Genomic DNA, 22,608 nt, shown 5'->3' on the forward strand with positions numbered 1-22,608 from the left:
CGCTTTTTTCTAAAATAACCTAGTTTTACCCGCCTAATTTGCTCAGCAATTTTTTCGATTTTATGTTTTAATACATGCAGTATGAGATGAGCCTTATATGAGTATCACGCGAGTGATACGACTAGCCCCTAACCATGGGGCTTTTTAATGTCCGCATTTATGATTTTCAAGTTTTAGCATCTTTGAGAGACTCTTTCGCTAATAGTTTGCTGTGTCTTTCGACATGCTGCCAGCATAGCCCTATACTCGTAAAGCTAAGAAAGTATTCAAAGCAACGATATACTTACTTAAATCTATCACCGATCAGTTAAAAATAATCACTGCAGTCTCTTCTGCCTGCAAATATCTAGGTGTCAGCACTTCACGCTTCTATGCATGAAAAATGTTAGATTTATTTATGTATGATGATTTGAAAGCTATCCATTGGCAGCATCATACTCATTTAGGCGCACAATCATGTCCATGACATACATGATCTTGATTATCGTATGAATGAATGTTCTGTCTGTAGAATCTAAGAATATTTAAAAAGCTAAGTTTACTGAATAAAGTTGCACGCAAATATAAGCATACAACGGATATTACTTATATCAGTACCAAGCAAGATGGGTTGTATTTATGTGGATGCTAAGTTTATTTAGTCGTTGTACTGTCTGTTGGCAAACTAGCCATTGTAATGGTCAAGTAAAATCAGACCATCAATTGATATGCGTGTAATGCATTTAATTAAGCAGTAGCTCATCAAGGTTATCCAAACAGGTGCATGGTACATTTCCTTGCAAAGCAATACTTCACAGACTCGAAGTACTGTAATCATGATTGTAGGGGCTATTTATTGATGAATAACGGTATTCTAGTATACAACCGTCGCGACCTTACACAGTATGCTGCTCATGGGATAATGCAGTAAGCGAAGCTTGTCTCCCACATTAAAAGACCATGTGATTCACGGTAGTGTTTACTACTAGAAAAGAAACCGATGCTGTATTATTCTCAAAGTTTACTACCATCGAATTAGACGACCTTCTACAAATGACTGGTTAAGTCTAAAAGCCTTTAAGCAGAAATATTTTAAGTATTTAGAAGGGATGACCGTTCACGATATTGTTTAGGATCAATGCTTCACTTGCTTGATGGGTCACTATGAAACAGTCACTTGCCGCAGTAAATCTGAAGTTCTGCTGTGCATATAAAAAATCCTCCTAAGCGGAGGATTTTTCGACTAAAACTGTGTGCAGTTTAGAATTTTGCTTCTAATACATTCGCTGACACTTGGTTTTTCCAAAGCTCACGTAAAGTCGGTAGATAGAATTTTTCACCTAGCTCGACCAACTCTGCATCAATCAAACCATGAACTTCGTGCATGAATAAATAATCAAGTTCAACGGTTTGTAATTTTGACTGTGCTTTTTTATATTCTTTACGTTTTTGCTGTGCTTTTTTTACCAAGTTATCTGCATAAGCACGGTCTTTATATTGGGCAATAGCATTCAAACGTAGCTCAATTACGCCCCACCCACTGAGTAGTAATTTAAATTTTTCAAAATCTGTCGTTGTTGATTCCCAGCTCATTTCTTCTAGATTTTCATTCTCAGGCAAAACTGGTAGCAAAAGCTCCATAACACTTGGGAAAATCTTTTTAAAATTCAAAACAAATTTAACAGGATGCTCGCCCGGATAGTCTTTAAATTGAACGTTCTTTTGGACATCTGTCAAATAGATGGTGAGCATTGGGGGAAATCCTTAAATAAAACACTGTCTTGCAAATATTTATTCAAACAAATGTCAAATAGCAACGAAAACAGAAAAAGAAAGGCATTTTAACAAGTGTGCCAATGAATTCAAAGCCCAATCCAATGAATTACTCGCTTCATCATCAGGCCTTTCTTCATTTTGTTCGTTCCCCTATTTTTAATAAATCGTCTGGTTTCTATACATACATTTCAAGATGAATATGAATCCAAAGAATCTGTGTTAGGCAATAACTAGTTGAAAAATAATTCAATCATATATCCAATAAAAAGAGAGGCTGAATATGAATCAGCCCCTCTTTTTATTTTCAAACACTCTAGATGAATGATCTCAAACCAATTTATTTGGTATTGGGTAAAACCATTTGCTCAGGACGAACCACTTCATCAAATTGCTCTGCAGTGACTAAACCGAGTTCTACCGCAACTTGCTTTAGAGTTTTACCTTCTTTATATGCAGTTTTAGCAACTTTTGCAGCATTTTCATAACCAATTACAGGATTGAGTGCCGTAACTAACATTAATGAATCATGTAAGAAATGATCGATTTTTTCACGGTTTGGCTCAATGCCTACTGCACAGTGGTCATTAAAGCTATTACATGCATCACCGAGGAGTTGAATAGATTGCAATAAGTTAAAGGCAATAACAGGCATAAACACGTTTAATTCAAAGTTACCCGATGCACCGGCAACATTAATGGTTGTGTCATTTCCAAGTACTTGAGCAACCACCATTGTCATGGCTTCACTTTGAGTTGGATTGACCTTACCTGGCATGATGCTTGAGCCTGGTTCATTTTCTGGAATACGTAGCTCACCAAAACCACAGCGTGGGCCACTGGCTAACCAGCGCACATCATTGGCGATTTTATTTAAACTTGCAGCAAGTGTTTTTAAAGCACCCGACGCGAATACAGCTGCATCACGCCCTGCTAGTGCTTCAAATTTATTTGGCGCAGTGACAAATGGCAGACCCGTTTGTTTCGCAAGTTCTGCTGCTGCTTTTACAGCATATTCAGGATGTGCATTCAGACCTGTACCGACCGCTGTACCACCTAGTGGTAATTCATACAGTCCTTCTAAAGCTTGATTTAAACGCTTCAAACCATGATCGAGCTGTGAAACATAGCCGCTAAACTCTTGGCCTAATGTTAAAGGCGTTGCGTCCTGTAAATGTGTACGGCCAATTTTAACAATATCTTTAAAATCGTTAGATTTAGCTTCTAAGGTATTACGCAGTTTTGTTACTGCAGGAATTAAAAGCTCATTGATTTGTAGACTTGCAGCCACATGAATTGCGGTTGGGAATGAATCGTTGGTCGATTGAGCACGATTGACATGATCATTGGGATGGACAGGTTTTTGTGAGCCCAACGGATTACCCAGTTTTTGATTGGCAATATTGGCAATTACCTCATTACAGTTCATGTTACTTTGCGTACCTGAACCAGTTTGCCAAACTACCAGTGGAAATTGTGCATCCCACTGCCCTGAGATCACTTCTTCGGCTGCATTGACGATATAACCAGAAAGTTCCTGAGGGATTTGACCCAATGCTGCGTTAGTAATCGCTGCTGATTTTTTAACGAGACCCATTGCACGAATCATTGGACGTGGTAAACGTTCACCACCAATTTTAAAGTTTTGCAAACTACGCTGTGTTTGTGCACCCCACATCGCATCGCTAGGTACTTCAACATCGCCCATTGTGTCATGTTCAATACGTGTTTGCATAAATGACCTCATATCCTTATCTATAAAATTGAACGTCTGTGCAGAATCAAATTCTGCTGATAAATACAGTTTAGGTAACTTGTTTAGACTTGTAAATAATAACCATTATCAATTATAAGTGGTTTATTTGATAATCTTTATCGTGATTTTATAAAGAAAATCATGCACGATGATTAAATTCACCCAATACAAGACGAGTTAATTACCTCTTAATGTTTGTTGATAGAAACGCCATTCATCTTCTAGCATTTTCTTTAAATCTTGTTCAGGCTGCCAATCAAAAGTACTTTTCGCTTTCTGTGTACTTGCCCCAAGCTGGTCATATTCATGGCTTGGATAAAAAGTAGATTCGACAGTCTTAATCTCGGCCTTAGTTACTTCTGAAAGCGTATCTAATAGTTGCTGTATCGAAACCAACTCACCTGAAATATTAAAAGCCTCACAGGCGAATTGCTGCTGCGACAACCATTGCAAACATTGCCACACCGCCTTACAACAGTCGAGTACATGCAAGAAACTCCGTTCCACAGTACCATCTCCAGTTTTAGCTTGTTTGCGAAGTTCGATAAAATCTCGTTGTAAAGCCCCAACTTGCATCGCTAGTGGCACGATATTTTTTGGCAATGGCGCTACAAACTCACCTAAAACTGCATGCTCGAAAGCACCTGCGACGTTTCCTAAACGCAAAATCGCAATTTTCCACTCATTATCCGTACGTGCAGTATCCCGTATAATTTCTTCCACCATTTGTTGAGATTTCACATAGGGATTTGGATAGGTAAAATTAATTTCTGTGTCTTCTGTTAATTCTGCCGACGACTGACCATATACCGCTAAACTTGATAAATGGATCAGTGTTCGTACACCTGTTCGCTGCATGGCACGCAGCAAACTCATGATACAACTGACATTATCATTATAATATTCAAGTGGTTTAAGGACGGATTCTTCCAATGACTTAAAGCCTGCCGTATGAATGACAGCATCGACGGTATATTGTTCAAATACTTTATTGAGTGCGGGAGTATTGCGAATATCGAGTTTGACAAAAGGCACATACATGCCTGAAATAAATTCTAGTCGTTCAAGTGTTTGTAAATTTGCATTGGATAAATTATCCACAATAATGACTTCTTGACCTTGAGCCATTAAACTCAAGGCTATATGTGAGCCTATAAAGCCTAAACCACCAGTCACTAAAATCATTGTTTAGATACTCCTTATAGTTATCAAGCTTTTACAACTCTTTGGCATCATCTTGAAGTAGTCACCAACTTTTCTACAGATCAAAATTATTAAACCTCGCCTCAGCATTTTCCATGAGCCGAACAATCTGCAAGAGCATTCTAGTTTTATCTTACTGCTTTGGAATTTTGACTGTGTTGCAGTTATGAATATTAACTGTATTTGATTTACGAAAAATGACCTCGCTAGCCAATCAATTTTGAAGAAATCTCAAGATTACGTGGTATTTGAGTGAACGCTTTTAGAAGAAGATATTTAAAAAAAATTCGCACTACTAAATATTTGATGTAGGACAGTCGAACTAGAAAACACCTGCTCGAATGAGCAAATGGAATTGAGCAGTCTGACTATTTTTTGAGGTATAGAATCTGGATGTGAACGCCAGATGAATCATCATAAATATTCATCTGGCAAGATGTTGGCAATGTAACTATAACAGCAGCAAACGTTTGAAATCGCAAATATCTAAGCAACTTAATTTAGCGGATATAGCCTTTTTTAATCATGGCTGAGAATAGGAACTCGTAAACTTTTAATATCATGCTCACCAAATGAAAACCATAGCTTCGCCATAAAGACAGTCCGACAAAATTAAGCAAAACAGCGATGATCAACGCGCCCGCCATATCCATTGGATAATGCACACCTAAATAGACTCTCGACCACGCCACAAGAAAAGCGAATGCGAGAAATACATAGCCGACGGTTTTTTGCTTTGAAAATATATAAGAAAATGCAATCGTGCTAAAAAACAGCATGTGATCACTCGGGAAGGATCCATTCGGTGAATGTTCTATAATCGTGCGTCCGACGTCCAAGACAAAGGGTCTAGGATAGTAAAAGAAACTCGAAATCACTTGGCTGATAAGAAAAGCGACGATTGTAAAAACTGTGGCTTTAACGATTTGTTTTTTGGTGTCAAAACTGCCTTTAAACCAAGCCAAAAACATCAAAAGAATCACGATATAAAATAGATCATTGGCAATAAATATGGCAAAAGAAATAGTGAAATCTAAAGCATTGTCCGAAGCATTGATTGAATTAAATAAACTTAAATTAAATTTCTCTATATTCATGAGATGGTTTAAAAAATGAAAAGATCATAGCACTCTGTAAAATCAAAAATTGCGTTTTATTCATATAAAGATTTTTCAGTATGTAACCGTAGAGTTTATTTATGAAAAAGTGATGGCTCGAGGCTGAATCCAAATTAAACCCAATGTTATACCAATCGTTCTATTTGAAGAAAAATTTGCAATGGCAGTGCTGCCTAAATAAGCAAAACTGTGCAAATATTCAGATCATTGAGTAAATCATTGTATACTAGCTTTTTCTTCTGAACTCAGAACAAACTGTCGATCTAGACCGTTTATTCATTTAGTGAATTTCGATGAGTACTCTATTACTAATTACCTCCTCACCCACTTCGATATTGGCTTGGCATGCTTTGGGTCTTGCCCAAGCGCTGAAGCAAAAAGGCGAAAACTTTCGGGTTTTTTTCTATCAAGATGGTGTAAATGTCGCAAATGCCCTGCAATGGGTGCCAGATGATCAACGCAAACTCAGTAGTGAATGGCAAAAACTCGGCATTCGTTTACCTGTTTGCGTAAGTGCAGCTCTCGCACGTGGGATCACAGATCAGGAAAATGCACAGCGTCACAATATTCAGCAACATAATCTAGCTGAGCAATTTGAACTTGTGGGCCTAGGCGAACTCGCCGATGCCGTACAAGCTGCTGACCGTTTATTGCAATTCTAAGTATTTTGATTGCCGCGCATTTGTAGCATTGAAAAGGAAAATTACGTGAAATCTGTACTGGTTGTTTTAACCCATGCAAATCTTGCAAGCTTACAAGTACATGAAAGTCTTTCTGCGACCATGGTGCTTGCAACCTTCGGCTGTGACGTTAAAGTGTTGCTCAAAGATGCTGCGCTGAGCTTACTTCAGGCAGAACAAGAGTTTAGTCAGCTCAAGCATGCGTTTAAACTCGCTTCCAACATGGTTGATAGCTTTGAGTTTTACGATCTCACCCCGATTTATATTGAACAAAAAAATTCACAGCATCCTTTTGTGATCAACAGTGAACAAGAACTAGAGTTTGTTCAATTCAATACTGAATTAATTCAACAATTTGATCATGTGTTGTATTGGTAAAAGAGGAATGATGATGTCAAATTCTACGCTGTATTTAGTCCAAGCCAGCTATGCCAATACCCTACAGCACATCCAGCAGTTAGCCAGTTTAATCAATCCTGAAGATGCAATTATCTTGATGGGTGAAGCAGTCTTACATATTGCAGATGAACAAATTCAGCAATTTGGCACATGTTATGTACTTGAAAATGATGCTGAGATTTTAGGTAAAAGTATGAATTATAGTCATATGAAAGTGATCGACTATGCCGCTTTTGCTGATCTATGCCTTAGATTTAAACGATGTATTTCACTCAAATAATTTGAGTAAAAGCGATCCATTTCTACAATCTTCTCTTTTGGAATGAATATGAATCTTGAATTAGACCAAGATGGCCATTTGGTGGATTACACTATTTGGAATGAAGCTGTTGCCCAAGAACTGGCTAAAAGTTTAGAACTTGAGTTAAGCCCTTGGCATTTTGAAGTTTTACAAGCTGTACGACAGTTTTATCAACAGTTTGGTCACTCACCGGCAACTCGCCCACTCATTAAATTTTTAATGAAAACCGTGAGCGCTGATATTAATAATGCAGTTTTACAAGACAAATTTAACACCGGTTTGGTCGCTCGACATTTAAGTCGTTTAGCGGGCATCCCTAAACCTGCAAATTGTTTGTAATTTTAAAGTAATCTAAATACTGCTTAGGCTATTTTGGCTATATGGATGCAAATCAGCATCTTGAAGAAAGCCATAAAACAGCTTAGGCAGGTTTTAATTGATTGAGAGCGATGTAATAGGCTTGGGTAAAAACTGGTTTGACCTGTTTGGCTTGGATCGGTTCTGCACAACATGAACACACTAAAACGGGTTTAAACTTTTCACCACATGTCTGATGGACATATTCAACAGGTGATCCCAAGCCCTGATCCATATATTGATCGGCCCAATGTGTCATAGCTAAAAGGATTGGATACAAGTCTAAGCCTTTTTGCGTCAGTCGATATTCAAAACGTTCCTGACGCTCGACATAAGCAACTTTGGTTAAAATACCCTCTTCAACCAAACGCTTTAATCGGTCGGATAACACATGACGCGTCACACCGAGATTTTGTTGAAAGTCATCAAAACGTCGAATGCCCATAAATGCATTACGGATAATCAACATGGTCCAACGATCCCCTAGCACTGAAAGCGCACGAGCGATTGAACACGGTTGTTGACCAATATCATCCCATTTCATTTTATGAACCATCAAAAATAACGACCAACACCCAATTTAATTCATGCCTGTTGATTTTGCAAAATCCTTTTCAATAATCTTTGATGTACAAATCATAAATCCACCATCGTTTCAACGCATTCATTTTATCTGCTTGATCTGTAAATGAACTAAAAATGTATTTTGTCTTTATTGTCCTCAATTATTTCTAGCCATGCACGCGTTGCGGGACTCATGGCAACAGTGGTATTCCAGGCCATACTGAGTTTCCAGTCTAGGTTTGGATTTTCTAATTCAGCCATATGGTATTTTGCCGCATCAAGTTGTTCACAATAAATTTTAGGCAGGAGTGCAATCCCGACATTTGAATCTACCATTTTGGCGATGAAGTCCCACTGGCTACTTTTACACACTACATTGGGCTCAAATCCGACGTAATTTGCCGCCTGTATAATGATGTCATTGAGTGTGAAGGTATCGTCATACAATAAAAAGGATTCTTCTTTTAATTCAATCAACGAAACGGTTTTTCGCTTACGCCACTGTGAGTTTTTTTTGGACAATAGACACAAAGGTGACTCCATCACTGGAATACCACTCAGCACCGGTTTCAAGTGACCCAAAATAATCCCGACGTCGACCTGTTTTTTTAAAATGGCACTTTCTATACCTGTCGCCCCAACCTCAAAAAAGCTCAGTTCAATATTGGGGTATTTTTTATGAAACAGCGCGATTAACTGACTGAACAACACTGATGCCAATGGCGGTAAACCTAGGGTCAATTTACCTTGTTTTAAGGCACGAACTTGGGTAACGGTATCAAGCATCCGTTGTTGTTCATTCAATATCACTAAGGCATGCTGATAAATCTGCTCTCCCATATAGGTGAGCTGTGCTTCCCTTTTTCGACCTGCTTCTCCTTTATGAAATAAAGGCACGCCGATCTCGTCTTCTAACTGACGAATTAATTTACTAATGGTCGGCTGAGTGACAAAAAGCGCTTCTGCTGCATGACTAAAACTCTGTTTTTGTACGATGGTCACAAAGACTTTTAGGCTTTTAATGTCCATTATTATTCCATTTAAGCATAATTAATAATTAATTATTCATAATTATACAGGGTATGCACTTTTAAAATAGCGTCATCTCCTATTCTACTGTCGTCTCATGGATACGTTTCCACAATCTACTTCCAAATTTACCCAGTTTCTTAAAACTTTAGCGCAGCTAAGTTTATTGATATTGATCTGGTGGATTGGCTCTTGCATTCAATCTTGGTTTAACTTGCCGATCTCTGCTGGCGTGATTGGTTTATTGCTCCTTTTAGCCGCATTGTTGAGTGGTTTATTTAAAATGCAGTGGATCAAACAAGGCTCAGATTTTATTTTGGCTGAACTGGTTCTATTCTTTATCCCCTGTGTAGTTGGATTAATTAAATATCAAGATTTATTACTCAGCTCTGGCTGGCAGTTAATTTTAGCCGTGGTACTGGGTACCGTCTGTGTCATGGTGTTTACAGCATTTACGGTTTATTGGGGCTTTAAACTCGAGGCAAAACTTAAAGCGAAACACCAAACTGCGACAGATCATGATGTCAACACAGCAGGAAAAACCTTATGAACGATTTTGGGTTGAACAGCATCTCTGTATTGTTTTTCGTCCTGACCCTTGTCGGTTATATTTTGGCGAAAAAGCTACATCGTAAGTTACCGTATATGGTTCTTTCCCCTGCACTATTCGTCCCGTTTGTGCTGATTATACTCATGCTTTGCTTTCATATTTCATATGACACCTATATGCAAGAAAGCCAATGGATTGTATGGATGCTCGGCCCGGCAACTGTGGCCTTTGCTATTCCCATCTATGAATATCGGCAAATTATCCGTCAGCATGCGCTGAGTATTAGTTTGGGCATCGTGATTGGCATGTTAGCAGGAATTATCAGTGCTTTTTATTTGGCACAGTTGTTTCAGTTTGACCAAGAAACGTCTTATAGCTTAATGGCACGTTCCATTTCTACCCCCTTTGCCATGGAACTTACCTCGAATATTGGGGGGTCAGTCGAATTGGTGATTCTATTTACCATGATTACTGGGATTGCCGGCGTGGCTTTGGCTGACCTAGTTTTGGCTGGGCTTAAATTGCATTCACGCTTTGCGCAAGGTGCGGCTCTTGGCAATGCTGCACATGGATTTGGTACAAGTAAGGCGTTATCACGTCATAAAGAAGAAGGTGTTGCAGCCTGCTTGAGCATGGTACTAGCTGGGGTCTTTATGGTATTGCTTGGGCCATCACTTATTCATTTAGTCATTTATCTGTTGGGATAAAATAAAAAGCCCAGTGCAATAGCTGGGCTTTTTTTAAATCAGGAGTTAAGTCATTTCACTGTAAAAACTAAGCAATTACATAATGTAGTGCTATGACAAACGCTAAGAGACTCGACACTTCTGTAATTTCAATCGCTGCACCAATTGTATCTCCCGTTACGCCACCTATACGCTGAATAAATTTCCATCGCAAATACAGTAAAGTACAAATAAACGCGAATATACTCACCACTCCAGTCCAGCTAAAATACAAACATGCACTTAGGCAGAGTATAAAGACCAGGTATGCCGACTTTCGTGGAATAGTTGCTGCTATCGATGAGCCCAAGCCTTTTTCACGAACATACTGAGTTGTTAAAAACAAAAATAAAGGGGCTAAACGACCTAATACTGGAAATACAATTAATGCCAAATACATTTGCTGTTGTAGCAAAACATAAAGCGCCGACCATTTGAGTAAGCAAATCACGACGAGGCTCAACACACCAATCGGCCCACATGCAGGGTCTTTCATGATTTTAAGTGTACGTTCGGCATCACCAAAGCCACCGACCCATGCATCTGCCGTATCGGCTAAACCATCTAGATGTAACCCACCTGTGAGCCAAATCCAAACCACAAGCAAAATGCTACTGAGTAAGATGATTGGCAGGCTGTGAAATGTAAAAGCAAGCAAGGCAAGAATGCCACCGATCAGCAATCCCACCACTGGATAAAACAGTAAAGACTGTCCATTTTGCTGTTTCGATGGCATCGCTTTAAGTTGAATCGGAAAAGTCGTGAGAAACTGTAGAGCAATCCAAAAAGGTGTCATTCACTTTGCTCCAAAAGACGGATATTTGCGCGATTTTGAACAAGAAATGAATTTAATTGTCCCAATTCAGCCGTCATTTTTAATAAATCATCTAAGTGACCTTGCTGTGCCATACATTTTAATAATTTAATCACACCACCATGGGAAACCAATAAAACGCGTTGCCAATGATGCTGTTGAGCCTGCAAGACTAGCTCATCTAGACCGCTTAAGATCCTTTGTTGAAATTGCTGAAGACTTTCTGCATTCGGTGGCGTAAATGTGCTGGGACTTTGCCAAAACTGTGCGAGTAACTCTGGAGTGTTTTCATAGATATGCTTGGTTGATACCGCTTCCCAGTCGCCAAAATGCATTTCTTGAAACTTCGCATTTTCAAACATTGGACGTTTAAGTTGTTGAGACAAATCTAAAGCAAATAAACGGCAGCGCTGTAAGTCAGAAGTAATGATGACATCCCAGCTCGCTAAACCGTGTGTATGAATGACGTTCAATACATCATCTATGGTCTGCTGCATCTGCTGCCAACCTTTTTGCGTCAAAGCATCATCTGTAGAGCCACGTAAGGTATGGCTCAGTTCAGTCTCACCATGACGCAATATATCTAAACGGAAATGTTCCATTTAAACTTTTTCACCAATCACAGCAGCTTGTGCAAAAGTCGCCATGTTGTTATGTAAACGACATGCCAAACGAATTAAACCCAAGGCCGCACCGGCACCGCTGCCTTCACCTAAACGTAAATTCAACTTTAAGAGTGGTTCAGCTTCAAGGGCTTGAAGTAAACGCTGGTGCCCATATTCAGCCGATTGATGACCAAAAAGCATCCATTCACGTACAGCAGGATTTAAACGAACAGCGACCAAGGCAGAAACCGTACTAATAAATCCATCAACGACCATTGCCAGACCCAATTGCGCACAGCGAATGTATGCTCCAACCATCGCGGCAATTTCCAAACCACCTACGGCACATAGGGCTTTAAAGACATCTTGGCCAACATAGTCCTGATGTAAGGCTAAAGCTTGATCAATCACTTGTTTCTTATGTGCCAATTGTTCAGCACGAATACCTGTACCAACACCTGTCAGTTTTTCGGCCGGCTCATTAAATAAAAAACATGCAACAGCAGAAGCAGAACAAGTATTGCCAATGCCCATTTCCCCTGCGACATAAATAGACGCACGTGCAGCGATAGCATCTTCAACACTTTTACGGCCAAGATTCATCGCTTCAATACATTGTGATTCGCTCATCGCAACAGTTTTAGCAAAATTTGCTGTACCCGCTGCAATACAGTAGCGCTCTACCCCTGCATATTCATAAGCTTCGCCTACCGAACCACAGTCAATCACTTGTAGTTTGGCTTGATACTCACGTGCAATGACACTAATACATGCACCACCGGTCGTGAAGTTTTGTAGCATTTGGCGTGTGACAGCTTGTGGGTAGGCCGAAATATTTTCTTCCATCACGCCATGATCACCTGCAAAGATGGTGATCCATGGGAAATCGATATTAGGCTGATCCGTGTTTTGTAATGATGCAAGTTGCACCGCTACATTTTCAAGTTCTGAAAGCGAGCCCGTAGGTTTAGTTAGCTGTAACTGGTGATTTACCGCCTGTTGCTTAGCTTCGATACTCGGATTTTGACAGGGTTCTTGCCACCAGTTCATGCTTTATCTCCTTTTAAGATCATTGGAAAACCTGCAACACAAAACACCACATGGTCAGCTATTTGACCAATTTGTTGATGTAAGCGCCCAGATTCATCGACGAATTTTCGACTGATTTGTCCCATGGGAACAACGCCCAGTCCAGTTTCGTTACTGACTAAAATAATGTCTGACTTTAATATTGGCAGCACCGTAAGTAATTTTTGGCATTGTTGCTGTTGAAAATCTGCTTGTTCATGCAGCAATAAATTACTCATCCACAGCGTTAAACAATCGATAAGAATGGTTTGATGAGCTTGGTCTATTTCAATTAAGCGGTCGGCTAAATATAGAGGCTCTTCAATCAGCCCCCAATGCTCAGGACGGTCAGCTTGATGATGCTGAATTCGCTCCTGCATTTCCTCATCATATGCTTGTGCCGTAGCGACATAGATGACGGCTTGAGCACTCGCTTTAGCTTTTTGTTCTGCAAGTCGGCTCTTACCTGAACGTGCCCCACCCAAAATGAAATGAATCATGATTGTGCCATCTCTATATTTTGTCTGAACTGATGTTGATAATAAGCACTCAATGCCCCTTGTAATACTTGAGCCTGATAATGACCAAAAGTCAGTTGCTTGCTTTCAAAATCAAAGCTGTGCTGTTCAACTTGTTGGATTCTTTCAAAAATATCATCGCTATTCCATGCCTGTTTATACAAGCCCAATGTAATATGCGGACAATATTCGATCGGTGCAATTTCATTCGAGCTTACATTGAAAGCTTGACGTAGATGATCAAACTTACGATCTAAATCCAAAATTTCAATAAACAGTGCGCTTTGAAAGCTATGGATCTGACCTGTACGTAGCCGAATATTAGATAGCGATAACTGTCGAAGTTGTTGTTGATGCAGTGCCAACTCATCTGCTGAGAAATTATCATTCCATCGTTGTTCAGAATGATCGATTAATTGGGTTTTATTCAGCTCTTCAAAAAAACCACAAATAAACACGGTGATATGAAATTGGCGCGTATTCGGCGTGTATAAAAGATCTGAAAACTGCGCTCGAAGTGCTGTGAGATATTCCAATAATTTAGGATCCTGTATTTCTAGATACCACAAAGCATAGTGCTGACGACCTTGATGCCAATCGGGATAATCCTGATTGAGCGTCGGTACGACTTGCGTTGAAGGTTTTAGAAACACAGATAAATCACTTTAAATTCAATCTGCTTTATTAAAGCATGAATCAAAACAGACTTTACCCAATTTTGATTTAGTAATATTCAGTTAGAACTGAAATTCATTCATCTAAGACCTCTATTTAAGAAAAAAAATGCCGAGTCATACTCAGCATTTTGATTCAATATATATTGCGCACAGATAAGCATTATATTTTTAGGCAAATTTCGCAGTATCTTTCTGATCTTGCGTTACAGCATGGTTTTTCCAAGATGTAAACTGCTCTGTGAACTGATCAGAAAAATGCTGCAACTGTATCATTACATTGGCCTCAATCTGTTCAATACGTTCCAGTTGTTCAAGCTCGTTTGTCTTTTTCAGTTCTGAAAATTGCAACTGGATAAAGTTGATAGCCTGATCCATCGAACATTGATTAACACTCACGGCATACATCAAACCATAGACAATACCTTGCTGTAGGTGCGTTGTCTCCAGTCCATATTTCACATTGGTCGCCAACGAGCCCAACACTCGTTCATTAATTGCAAGTTTACGTAAAGGATCTCGTGCCACACGCGCACATGGATCTTTATACGCATGTTCACAAGAGTTTATAAAGCTTTCTGCCAGTCGTGTTAGATCAAAAGCACGATTTGGTAAGCGTCGTGCTAAACCAGCCTGCACCTCGTCAATAAGTTCATGCATAAATTGATCAACCCGATGATCTGCAAGTGCCACACCTATGGTTTGATGATTGAACAGTGCTGATTGCCAAGCCAACATGGCATGTACGCCATTCCATAAGCGATTTTTAATTAATTGAATATCTTCAATATGATCGACCAAAATCATTTGACGCATTTTTTCTAACAAAGGACTGTTATTTTCTACATAGATCGGCATGTCAGATTCTGCGTTAAATAAAATTAAATCCATGCTTTGCAATATATGACTTGGGTGGAAATTTCGGCGCATATCCTCAACATATAAAGTGGCTTGACGTTCCTGATCAGGATTTAATTTCGTCGCATCTTCTAAGTCTAATTGAGCATTCACTTCAACTTCATCTAATTGAAATTGTTTGAAGATATTATATTTTATACGGAGCTGACGATATAAGTTTTGGTCACTTAACTTAGATACCATGCGGTTGACCACGGTATCGCAAAAATAGTGTTGTTGCATGATTTTCTCTGCAACAACCGCTCCAGCAAGCTCAGTTAAAGCCTGTTTTAAATGTGACATTAATAATTGTTTTGCTCCGACTTTGTTCAAAATGATCAGCATCGTTAGAGGTTCGATGGCTTTCTCATCATGTGCAATATGTCGTGCATACAGGCCTTGTGCAATGGTTTTGGCCTCTTCTGCAATCGCTTTTTCAGGCAAACAGATGGCAACCAAACTTGACTCTGTGTACATCTCTTGCATCTGCTGAATATTTTCAGCATCAATGACTGCCATGTTTTCAATGCGTTCGTCATAAGACAATTGACCATAGCGAATACAATAGGTACCAAATGCATTGACCGCAGAACGATATAAAGGGTTACGAGTCGATGCATAAATTTTTTTCGGGCGTGTATAACCATCCCAATGCGACAAAATTTGTGCTAAATAACCACCACCAATCGCCCCAAAACCATGAATACCAACAGTGAGCTGATTAAGGGTTTGTGGAAAAGCCTCTTGCACATGCGGCATCTCTAAATGCGCAGTGAACGGGTCAAGTTCCGTCAAACAGTCATACATACATTCATAATAATATTTGGCTTTGGACAGCATGTTTTGATTGGGCGATTTAATATCTTTAAACAGTACGGTAATACCGCCAGCCTCAAAGGCCGAAGTCACACCATTTTCCGAGTCTTCAAACATCAAACAATCAGCAGGATTTAAATTCAGCTTTGCGGCAGCACGCATAAATATTTCAGGATGTGGCTTACCATTTTCAACTTCATCGCCACAGACTAAGACATCAAAGAACTTATACACATTGGCATTGATGAGATATTCTTCTGCGATTGCACGGCGACTCGATGTTGCCACGGCCATCCTCAGTCCTGACTTACGTAAGCGTTCTAATACTTGAACCAAGCCTTTTTTGATCGGTACACCAAACTGACGAACATGCTCCAACTCTAATTCATCTGCGCGTTTGCGAATATCTGCGTATGGAATGTTTTCATCATATTCAGCTTGGGCCAATCGATGCGCGCTTTGTGCACTTAACCCCAAACAATTCATCAGATATGATTCGGAAAACTCAACACCGATCAATTCAAGAGATGCCTGTTTCAATGTTTGAAACCGTAAACGTTCAGTATCAAACATTGTTCCATCCATATCAAAAATGGCGCCCAGAACCAAATCATTATTAAATTTAAGCATTTAACCTCCGTTATTTTTTATGTGAAAAGAATAACGGAGAAAACTATTGATTCAGTACTTTGAGAATTAATGAAACAATTGTGGTTATTTTTTAATCAAAAAGCTTGCTTTTAAAATCTATTTTGTAAAATCAATCGCTGATCAAGTAACATCATGTAATCAAAACCCACTGTTGTCAGGATAGGCCTATCTTCACACCGACCTATTGAAGTAAGTATACAAGTCTCTGCATATTTCACTCAGTTACTCGCTTCACGGTTTGAGTTTTGGTTTGAAATAAAAAGAATACGATTAAACCAAGCATCACTAAAAATAAAAAATAATACGGAAATTCTTTGTGCCACTGGTATAAACCCGTACTAATCAGTGGCCCGACAACAAAACTCAAAGCCTGAGTGGCTGTACACCAACTTGCCACCTTAGTCTGTAACGCACTGGGCGCCGTTTGCGCTGCACCCGTTGTAAATGCAGGGATTAAACATGCTACCGATATACCATATAACAGGTACGTGGCTTGAAATATCCGTAATTCATTGGTGAAAACCGAAATCAGCAAGGCTGCTGCCATGCTAAACAGCCCAACCCACAGTAAGCGATATACGGACCAATTTAAATACTTAGAAATCAGCGTTTGCATCACCACCAAAGCAATACCCACGACGAGAGAACACTCTGCAAAATGCACTGCACCCTCTGCAGCAGTCATATTAAAGCGGTCTTGAATATAAAACCCTGCCGTTAAATTCACTGTCACGATGGCAAGATAGAGACTGAATCCCAACATTAACCATGGATAGCATTGCTGAATGCTCAAATCCGTAGATGGTGACTCATGCTTTTCTGTCACTGGCTTTTCAACGCTATGCTGTTCGGTATGTCGGTCAAAGCTGAACACCAAGACCGCAGAAATCAACGCTAAAATAATGATTGCTGCCCAAAGCGGCGTCATGATTCCACCAAAGCCCAACAGTAAGGTTGTTAGAAATGGACCAATGATCACGCCTGCACTGTTTAATGCACCGAATTTTGACATTGCTTGTGAACGCTGCTGCTCATTGTTAAAACGAGTCATCACATAAGTTTGCAAGGCAATCTGTGGCATCGCCATAAATACCCCAGTGGCTGCACGTGAAAGCATTAGTAAACTAAACAGCAACAACATCCCTATCTGAACAGAAAGGCCATACATCAACACTGCAGTAAATAGCCCCCATGTCACAGCCATGCCCACAAAACCGATACTCAACAGTTGATAAATCGAAAACTTGGATTGATTTTTTGAAATGTAAATCGCACCGATAGCCATCAGCAGCGCACCGACGGAAACCATTGCTCCGCCTTGTAGTTCAGAAAGCTTTAACTCTCGAACCAATGGCGCCAACAGCGGCAATATCATCGAGAAACTTGCACCATTGGCAAGACTGGCAGCAATAAACAGTTTGTTATTTCGATCCATTATTTTTGTTATCCATTTTTAATGGCTACGTTATAAACAATAGAGGTGACTTAAGCCACCTCTATTTTGTAAGTCACGATACCGTGCTTTAAACCTGATTCAGGCTTTAAATCAGTATTTCACCGTATAACTTAAACCGTAGGTGCGACCTTGAGCCGCTAGGCTAGAAATTGGGCCATAGACAGTTTCAACCGACTGACTGTATACCGACTTATAATCCGTATTCCACACGTTGTAGACACCAAAGCCCACATTACCCGGTCCTACTTTTGCATTGGCAATCACGTCCATCGTTGCAAAGCCTTTAATTGACGCTGCTGGAGCAGATCCATATTTCACAGCGTCTTTTTGGGCTTTGTCTGTACCGCCAATCGCTAAAGCTTGAACACGTAGGCTCATGTCATTATCAAATTGCCACTCTGAAAATGCTGTACCTTTTAAAGGTGCTACACGAATGGCATCCAATTCTTGCCAGTCACCTTGGGTATTTTTAAATTGGCCCGTGGTATATGCAACTGTGCCGCCAACAGTCCAATTTGGTTGAACTTCATAACTGGCATTGGCTTCGACACCATAGATACGTTCATCGGTATCAATAACATCAATGGTGTAATTCGGCGCACCAAATTTCAGGCTTTTATCTGAGTCATTATAAAAAGCCGTGACTCCTGCATTTAAACCACCGGCATTTTGTACACGCCAACCGAGTTCATAGTTATTGACTTTAATCGGGTCAATGGTTTGGCTATTAATCACAGAATTTGCCGGCACATCGCGCAGCATACGTTGCACATCGGGCAAGTTTGAACCTTGTGAGAAATTGGCAAACACTTGCTGTACATCTGTTAAGTGATACACCGCGCCAACATTAAACAGCGTTGCATCATGTTTTACTTTGCCGCCGTTCAGTGTTTTCGCCACATAACCTGGGGTTAAATCTGCGGTAATGGCTTCCATATAAGGCACAGATGAATCGACATCGCTTTCTACACGTTCATGGCGAATGCCTGCTTGTAAGCCTAGTCGGTCAGTTAATTCATATTGCGCTTGGGCAAATACCCCAAGTTTTTCTGTTTCAACATCAGGGCCAAAAGCATAGTAGTTAAACGGCTGATAACTCAAACCATTACTTTGAATAAACGTTGCGCTGTCATACATTTGGATATTTTGTTGATCTTTTTCATTTTCATAGTCCACACCATAGGTTAGACCCAGTTCACGACCATTTAAGTTAAGATCTTTTTGTAGAGCAACACGCGCGCCTAAAACATCGATATCGGTTTCTGACTGATACACCAAGAAGAGTTCAGGTGCCATTTGACGTGCAGATGGGAACCACCGTGCTTTTTCATTTCGATAATAGGTTTCAGCATTTAGACGGTGGCCTAAAATATCTTGATTTTCATATTGTGCGTTGACGCTATAACGTTCAGTTTGTGGTTGTTCGGCAAGTTGTAAGCCTTTTACCGCATTTAAAGACAACGGCAGCTTGCCACCCACGGGCTGTGAGCGCAGCGCATTTAAATTTGGACCATAGTCAGGGCCATAGTCACTATCTTGCTCATCATTATAATATTGCGCACCAAAACTCAGCGTTTGACCATCGGCAATTTTCCAACTGACACGACCATTTAGATCTAAAGTGTCGGTATCTTGACGGTCTGTTTGTGCAATTTCAGGCCCAATACGGTTGCCATGACTATCCTGTATTTCGCCACGTTTGGTATAGCTTGCACCTAAAGTTCCGCGTAAATTGCCTTGATTAAAGTTCATGGTTTGTGCAGCTTCATAAGCTAGCGCATCAGACTTAAAATTATTACCAGAAGTGACACCGACTTTCGTTTCAAAACTCAGCGGCTCAGATCCACCTCGTTTGGTGATGATATTGATAATACCGCCTGTTGCACCTGAACCATAAATACTACTTGCACCTGAGACCACTTCAATTCGTTCAATCATCGACGGGCTAATACTTGCCAGTTGTCGAGATCCATCACGATATCCCGTTTGCGGCACACCATCGATCATGTATTGCACCACACGTCCACGCATGGTCATCCCATAGTTAGACGTTGTACCACTCGATGGAGTCAGTGATGGCACCAATAAACCGACAATATCGGCTGTGCTTTTACCTGCATTGGCTTGTTTTTCAATTTCTTCTTTAGGAATGCTGTACACCGTACCCGCAATATCGGCAATGCTTTTCGCAGAACGAGTAGCCGTCACAACAATCGGTGCCATTTTAGTAGCTTCTGTAGTTTGTGTTTCAACTGCTGTATTTTGTGCAGTGTCTGTCGTGACGTCTTGCGCATAAAGCTGAGTGCAAATTGCTAAGCTGAGACAAGTCAGTTGCATCGGTAGAGCTAAACGTTTCATATTCTTTTCCATTTCTTAGAGTTCCGATTGAGTCGGAAGAGTTTGAGTTTTTAAATTTTGTGTTTTTAAAACAATGCGTTGACTAAGTAAGACACTGATTACTGAGCCGATTGCCAATACCAAGTAAAAATGTCCATAGCCTAATGATTTTGCGAGAAAGCCTGAAAATGCGCCGCCAATGAAGTAAACGAGCAATTCAAAGCACACTAATATAGTGAAATCGGTACCCGCCTGTTCTTTAGAACTGGTCTGCATGAAATAGGCATAGAGTGATGTCATGGCGATATAACGAATGGCTAGCATCAACACGACAAATAGACCTAAAAGCAGATGCCATTGATTCAACCACTCCAATACAACGGCTGCCCCAATGACGGCATATAGCAATGTACGTAACCATCCTGCCCAGACCAACAATTGCGTCGCTTTGATTTTTTTCAGCAATACAGCTGCACTAACAGCTGCAATCAGACCGACACCGGCACCGACCACAGACATCAACACCCCGATCTGAGACAGTGACCATTTTTGATCGATCAACATGGGATTCAGCATTGCCATAGCGGGTGCTTCCACCACGCGATAACAAACGATGAGCAGCAAGGCCCAACGAATCGCAGATCGTTTAAACGCTTGTCGTAGGCTTGGTTTGGCTTTGGCAATTTGAGTTTGTGGTTCTTCTTGAATAAAAAACACAGCAAACATGGTTAAAAATGTCAGCAGCGCTAAAGTTGTGAGCGCTGACTGCCAACCCCAATATTGGTAAATCCATAAAGTTGCAGCGCCACCAAGCATGCTACCGACGGCCACCCCAATACTCTGTGCCATACTGCCCAGACGGTAATTGCCTTCGGTAAATTTCTCTACGGTATAACCATCAATCGCAATATCTTGCGTTGCCGCAAACGTTGAAATCCATAAACCAACAATGACAAATAAAGTCAGCCCATAAGAAAACTGCGTAAAGGCTAAAACCAATACCCCCAGTACCAATGCGATTTGCGTAAATAATAGCCATGTTTTACGTTTACCGAGTTTTTTGACATAGAGCTGATCGATCCAAGGCGCCCAAAAAAACTTGAATGCCCATGGAATGTAAAGCAGCGATAACATGCCAATCCAGCGTAAATCTACCCCTTGATGTCGTAAAATAGCAGGCAAAGCCACATTGTAAAAATACAAAGGCAATGCATGTGCTAAGTACAAAATGATCACGACGCTCAAACTCAGAACTGAAATTTGAGATGGTGAAATTGCATAATTTAATTTTCTTGAGTGTTGTTGCATATCCACCTCTGCACTGCCCATTGCAGCGCATCAGACTGTTCTAATGAAACGTAATAAGGCACACGCCACGCTGCATGCAGTGCGGGTGTGTTTAAACGTTTGAAGTCATCTGGATCTTGCGCAATACGCACCAGACCCAAACAATATTGAAAAAAGAGATGTTTAAACTTCTTGTACCAAACGGCCTGTATTTGCCGATATTCTTCGGGAAAAGTCGTTCCATCAGCCGTTTGCATAACCAAAACAAAGGGCTGACTCTTTAAAAAAAAGCGCTCAACTTGAGTCAACCATTGTTCAAACTCTTCCACTGAAACATGCGCTGAAAAGTGCATGTCCAGTATGTGCATGTGGGTGCAGCTGTAACTCATGACACCGCCTTAGCTAGTTGCTGATGCTGAAATGCCTTGGAGTCGTTTAAGTAATGACCAAATTTTGCATAAAAAGTTTCTCTAAAGCAGTAATACAACATAGCGGTCTTTTCAGGCATTGGGATTAGGCGCTGTGCTTCATAGCCCATGTCTTCAACCACAACGGCATAAGGCTTCACACTATGATCAGGTTCTCCCACAATCTTGGCTGATGCAGCATTTTCAAAGATATAAAAACTCAATAAACGCATGACGGGACGTAAATAGCCTTTACCAAAAACGGACTTTTCACCAAATAACAAATGCCAACCTAGATCAAGCTCATCACCGTCGTAGTACAAACCTAATCGATCCCGTTTTCCTTCGTAGATCTCTGTGTAGCCCACATCTTCACCATTGACTCCTACAATCAAAATTCGGTGATGATCATCTGCCAGCATTTTTTCGTAATATACTTTTAGTTCAGTTTCTGACTTATTGAGCTGCCATTGTGGAATCACATGCGGTTCATGCATCCATTTATGAACCAAAGCCATATCTTCTGGATATTGCATTTGTCGTAAATAGTATTGCGTCTCATTCTCATGGTACTCATAAAAATCAGGTAGTTGTCGTGATAACGTTGTCATGATGTCGTCCTTTAAATTTGTTTAATCTTTTCT

23 protein-coding genes and 1 pseudogene are annotated in these 22,608 nt (G+C 40.3%); 7 read left to right on the forward strand and 17 right to left on the reverse strand.

The genetic code is table 11. From position 1 onward, the window contains the following. Positions 1-325: 325 nt before the first annotated feature. Positions 326-1,112: pseudogene (locus FTT77_RS17610) on the forward strand (IS3 family transposase); the annotation flags it as partial. Between the two features lie 127 nt (positions 1,113-1,239). Here FTT77_RS17610 and FTT77_RS09165 read toward each other — a convergent pair. The 4 genes from FTT77_RS09165 to FTT77_RS09180 all read right to left on the reverse strand — a co-directional run bounded on the left by FTT77_RS09165 (position 1,240) and on the right by FTT77_RS09180 (position 5,808). Then, complete coding sequence (locus FTT77_RS09165) at positions 1,240-1,731, reverse strand: hypothetical protein (protein ID WP_078193829.1); 492 nt, start codon at positions 1,729-1,731, stop codon at positions 1,240-1,242. Between the two features lie 361 nt (positions 1,732-2,092). After that, positions 2,093-3,487: a class II fumarate hydratase gene (gene fumC / locus FTT77_RS09170; RefSeq protein WP_180003739.1), complete on the reverse strand. Its 1,395-nt coding sequence runs from the start codon at positions 3,485-3,487 to the stop codon at positions 2,093-2,095. Between the two features lie 198 nt (positions 3,488-3,685). Further along, positions 3,686-4,693, reverse strand: coding sequence for an SDR family NAD(P)-dependent oxidoreductase (locus FTT77_RS09175; protein ID WP_180003741.1), 1,008 nt, complete (start codon positions 4,691-4,693; stop codon positions 3,686-3,688). Positions 4,694-5,211: 518 nt separating this feature from the next. After that, positions 5,212-5,808, reverse strand: coding sequence for a phosphatase PAP2 family protein (locus FTT77_RS09180; protein ID WP_180026274.1), 597 nt, complete (start codon positions 5,806-5,808; stop codon positions 5,212-5,214). A gap of 314 nt (positions 5,809-6,122) precedes the next feature. Here FTT77_RS09180 and tusD point away from each other — a divergent pair, with 314 nt between their 5' ends. The 4 genes from tusD to FTT77_RS09200 are packed head-to-tail and all read left to right on the forward strand — an operon-like array spanning position 6,123 to position 7,548. Beyond that, on the forward strand, positions 6,123-6,491 hold the full coding sequence (gene tusD / locus FTT77_RS09185) for a sulfurtransferase complex subunit TusD (protein ID WP_078190984.1): 369 nt from the start codon (positions 6,123-6,125) through the stop codon (positions 6,489-6,491). A 45-nt stretch (positions 6,492-6,536) separates the two neighbouring features. Beyond that, positions 6,537-6,887 (forward strand): hypothetical protein, encoded by a 351-nt coding sequence (locus FTT77_RS09190; RefSeq protein WP_078193833.1) that lies wholly within the window; start codon positions 6,537-6,539, stop codon positions 6,885-6,887. 13 nt (positions 6,888-6,900) lie between these two features. Continuing rightward, positions 6,901-7,188 carry a DsrH/TusB family sulfur metabolism protein gene (locus FTT77_RS09195; protein ID WP_078190986.1) on the forward strand — a complete coding sequence of 96 codons (288 nt, stop codon included), beginning with the start codon at positions 6,901-6,903 and terminating at the stop codon, positions 7,186-7,188. A gap of 48 nt (positions 7,189-7,236) precedes the next feature. Continuing rightward, positions 7,237-7,548 (forward strand): TusE/DsrC/DsvC family sulfur relay protein, encoded by a 312-nt coding sequence (locus FTT77_RS09200; protein ID WP_111884335.1) that lies wholly within the window; start codon positions 7,237-7,239, stop codon positions 7,546-7,548. Positions 7,549-7,630: 82 nt separating this feature from the next. Here FTT77_RS09200 and FTT77_RS09205 read toward each other — a convergent pair whose 3' ends face one another. Both FTT77_RS09205 and FTT77_RS09210 read right to left on the reverse strand, forming a co-directional pair. Continuing rightward, on the reverse strand, positions 7,631-8,110 hold the full coding sequence (locus FTT77_RS09205) for a helix-turn-helix domain-containing protein (protein ID WP_180007850.1): 480 nt from the start codon (positions 8,108-8,110) through the stop codon (positions 7,631-7,633). 149 nt (positions 8,111-8,259) lie between these two features. Continuing rightward, positions 8,260-9,159, reverse strand: coding sequence for a LysR family transcriptional regulator (locus tag FTT77_RS09210; protein ID WP_180007851.1), 900 nt, complete (start codon positions 9,157-9,159; stop codon positions 8,260-8,262). 97 nt (positions 9,160-9,256) lie between these two features. On the opposite strand from FTT77_RS09210, the gene FTT77_RS09215 reads away from it, so the two are divergent. After that, on the forward strand, positions 9,257-9,709 hold the full coding sequence (locus FTT77_RS09215; RefSeq protein WP_180022109.1) for a CidA/LrgA family protein: 453 nt from the start codon (positions 9,257-9,259) through the stop codon (positions 9,707-9,709). Beyond that, the gene (locus FTT77_RS09220) at positions 9,706-10,416 is read left to right on the forward strand and encodes an LrgB family protein (RefSeq protein ID WP_171262654.1); all 711 of its coding nucleotides are present in this window, start codon (positions 9,706-9,708) and stop codon (positions 10,414-10,416) included. The genes FTT77_RS09215 and FTT77_RS09220 overlap by 4 nt, the downstream gene beginning before the upstream one ends. A gap of 67 nt (positions 10,417-10,483) precedes the next feature. Here FTT77_RS09220 and FTT77_RS09225 read toward each other — a convergent pair whose 3' ends face one another. The 11 genes from FTT77_RS09225 to FTT77_RS09275 form a co-directional block, all read right to left on the reverse strand. Continuing rightward, entirely contained in the window at positions 10,484-11,230 is a 747-nt protein-coding gene (locus tag FTT77_RS09225) for an adenosylcobinamide-GDP ribazoletransferase (RefSeq protein ID WP_180022108.1), read from the reverse strand. Further along, positions 11,227-11,850, reverse strand: a complete 624-nt coding sequence (locus FTT77_RS09230; RefSeq protein ID WP_180049618.1) for a histidine phosphatase family protein — start codon at positions 11,848-11,850, stop codon at positions 11,227-11,229. Before FTT77_RS09230 ends, FTT77_RS09225 begins: the two co-directional genes overlap by 4 nt. Next, complete coding sequence (cobT, locus tag FTT77_RS09235; RefSeq protein ID WP_111884330.1) at positions 11,851-12,903, reverse strand: nicotinate-nucleotide--dimethylbenzimidazole phosphoribosyltransferase; 1,053 nt, start codon at positions 12,901-12,903, stop codon at positions 11,851-11,853. Then, positions 12,900-13,421 (reverse strand): bifunctional adenosylcobinamide kinase/adenosylcobinamide-phosphate guanylyltransferase, encoded by a 522-nt coding sequence (gene cobU, locus FTT77_RS09240; protein WP_180049616.1) that lies wholly within the window; start codon positions 13,419-13,421, stop codon positions 12,900-12,902. Before cobU ends, cobT begins: the two co-directional genes overlap by 4 nt. Then, positions 13,418-14,092: a 2'-5' RNA ligase family protein gene (locus tag FTT77_RS09245; protein WP_180011401.1), complete on the reverse strand. Its 675-nt coding sequence runs from the start codon at positions 14,090-14,092 to the stop codon at positions 13,418-13,420. Before FTT77_RS09245 ends, cobU begins: the two co-directional genes overlap by 4 nt. Positions 14,093-14,284: 192 nt before the next feature. Further along, positions 14,285-16,456, reverse strand: a complete 2,172-nt coding sequence (gene mtlD, locus FTT77_RS09250) for a bifunctional mannitol-1-phosphate dehydrogenase/phosphatase (RefSeq protein WP_180089918.1) — start codon at positions 16,454-16,456, stop codon at positions 14,285-14,287. A 235-nt stretch (positions 16,457-16,691) separates the two neighbouring features. Next, the gene (locus tag FTT77_RS09255) at positions 16,692-17,912 is read right to left on the reverse strand and encodes an MFS transporter (RefSeq protein ID WP_180109182.1); all 1,221 of its coding nucleotides are present in this window, start codon (positions 17,910-17,912) and stop codon (positions 16,692-16,694) included. 111 nt (positions 17,913-18,023) lie between these two features. Further along, complete coding sequence (locus FTT77_RS09260; RefSeq protein WP_180109181.1) at positions 18,024-20,291, reverse strand: TonB-dependent receptor; 2,268 nt, start codon at positions 20,289-20,291, stop codon at positions 18,024-18,026. A 15-nt stretch (positions 20,292-20,306) separates the two neighbouring features. Continuing rightward, the gene (locus FTT77_RS09265) at positions 20,307-21,578 is read right to left on the reverse strand and encodes an MFS transporter (protein ID WP_257224712.1); all 1,272 of its coding nucleotides are present in this window, start codon (positions 21,576-21,578) and stop codon (positions 20,307-20,309) included. Continuing rightward, entirely contained in the window at positions 21,554-21,946 is a 393-nt protein-coding gene (locus FTT77_RS09270; protein ID WP_180109179.1) for a hypothetical protein, read from the reverse strand. Before FTT77_RS09270 ends, FTT77_RS09265 begins: the two co-directional genes overlap by 25 nt. Then, positions 21,943-22,575, reverse strand: coding sequence for a GNAT family N-acetyltransferase (locus FTT77_RS09275; RefSeq protein ID WP_180109178.1), 633 nt, complete (start codon positions 22,573-22,575; stop codon positions 21,943-21,945). The genes FTT77_RS09270 and FTT77_RS09275 overlap by 4 nt, the downstream gene beginning before the upstream one ends. Between the last annotated feature and the right edge of the window lie 33 nt (positions 22,576-22,608).

The sequence above is a fragment of the Acinetobacter sp. YH01010 genome (assembly GCF_013420775.1).
Taxonomy (GTDB): Bacteria; Pseudomonadota; Gammaproteobacteria; order Pseudomonadales; family Moraxellaceae; genus Acinetobacter; species Acinetobacter amyesii.

Excerpts from the sequence above, each read along its gene's own strand:
- FTT77_RS09165 (WP_078193829.1), bottom strand. The coding sequence starts at position 1,731 with ATGCTCACCATCTATTTGACAGATGTCCAAAAGAACGTTCAATTTAAA.
- fumC (WP_180003739.1), bottom strand. The coding sequence starts at position 3,487 with ATGCAAACACGTATTGAACATGACACAATGGGCGATGTTGAAGTACCT.
- FTT77_RS09175 (WP_180003741.1), bottom strand. The coding sequence starts at position 4,693 with ATGATTTTAGTGACTGGTGGTTTAGGCTTTATAGGCTCACATATAGCC.
- FTT77_RS09180 (WP_180026274.1), bottom strand. The coding sequence starts at position 5,808 with ATGAATATAGAGAAATTTAATTTAAGTTTATTTAATTCAATCAATGCT.
- tusD (WP_078190984.1), top strand. The coding sequence starts at position 6,123 with ATGAGTACTCTATTACTAATTACCTCCTCACCCACTTCGATATTGGCT.
- FTT77_RS09195 (WP_078190986.1), top strand. The coding sequence starts at position 6,901 with ATGTCAAATTCTACGCTGTATTTAGTCCAAGCCAGCTATGCCAATACC.
- FTT77_RS09200 (WP_111884335.1), top strand. The coding sequence starts at position 7,237 with ATGAATCTTGAATTAGACCAAGATGGCCATTTGGTGGATTACACTATT.
- FTT77_RS09205 (WP_180007850.1), bottom strand. The coding sequence starts at position 8,110 with ATGAAATGGGATGATATTGGTCAACAACCGTGTTCAATCGCTCGTGCG.
- FTT77_RS09210 (WP_180007851.1), bottom strand. The coding sequence starts at position 9,159 with ATGGACATTAAAAGCCTAAAAGTCTTTGTGACCATCGTACAAAAACAG.
- FTT77_RS09215 (WP_180022109.1), top strand. The coding sequence starts at position 9,257 with ATGGATACGTTTCCACAATCTACTTCCAAATTTACCCAGTTTCTTAAA.
- FTT77_RS09220 (WP_171262654.1), top strand. The coding sequence starts at position 9,706 with ATGAACGATTTTGGGTTGAACAGCATCTCTGTATTGTTTTTCGTCCTG.
- FTT77_RS09225 (WP_180022108.1), bottom strand. The coding sequence starts at position 11,230 with ATGACACCTTTTTGGATTGCTCTACAGTTTCTCACGACTTTTCCGATT.
- FTT77_RS09230 (WP_180049618.1), bottom strand. The coding sequence starts at position 11,850 with ATGGAACATTTCCGTTTAGATATATTGCGTCATGGTGAGACTGAACTG.
- cobT (WP_111884330.1), bottom strand. The coding sequence starts at position 12,903 with ATGAACTGGTGGCAAGAACCCTGTCAAAATCCGAGTATCGAAGCTAAG.
- cobU (WP_180049616.1), bottom strand. The coding sequence starts at position 13,421 with ATGATTCATTTCATTTTGGGTGGGGCACGTTCAGGTAAGAGCCGACTT.
- mtlD (WP_180089918.1), bottom strand. The coding sequence starts at position 16,456 with ATGCTTAAATTTAATAATGATTTGGTTCTGGGCGCCATTTTTGATATG.
- FTT77_RS09255 (WP_180109182.1), bottom strand. The coding sequence starts at position 17,912 with ATGGATCGAAATAACAAACTGTTTATTGCTGCCAGTCTTGCCAATGGT.
- FTT77_RS09260 (WP_180109181.1), bottom strand. The coding sequence starts at position 20,291 with ATGAAACGTTTAGCTCTACCGATGCAACTGACTTGTCTCAGCTTAGCA.
- FTT77_RS09265 (WP_257224712.1), bottom strand. The coding sequence starts at position 21,578 with ATGCAACAACACTCAAGAAAATTAAATTATGCAATTTCACCATCTCAA.
- FTT77_RS09270 (WP_180109179.1), bottom strand. The coding sequence starts at position 21,946 with ATGAGTTACAGCTGCACCCACATGCACATACTGGACATGCACTTTTCA.
- FTT77_RS09275 (WP_180109178.1), bottom strand. The coding sequence starts at position 22,575 with ATGACAACGTTATCACGACAACTACCTGATTTTTATGAGTACCATGAG.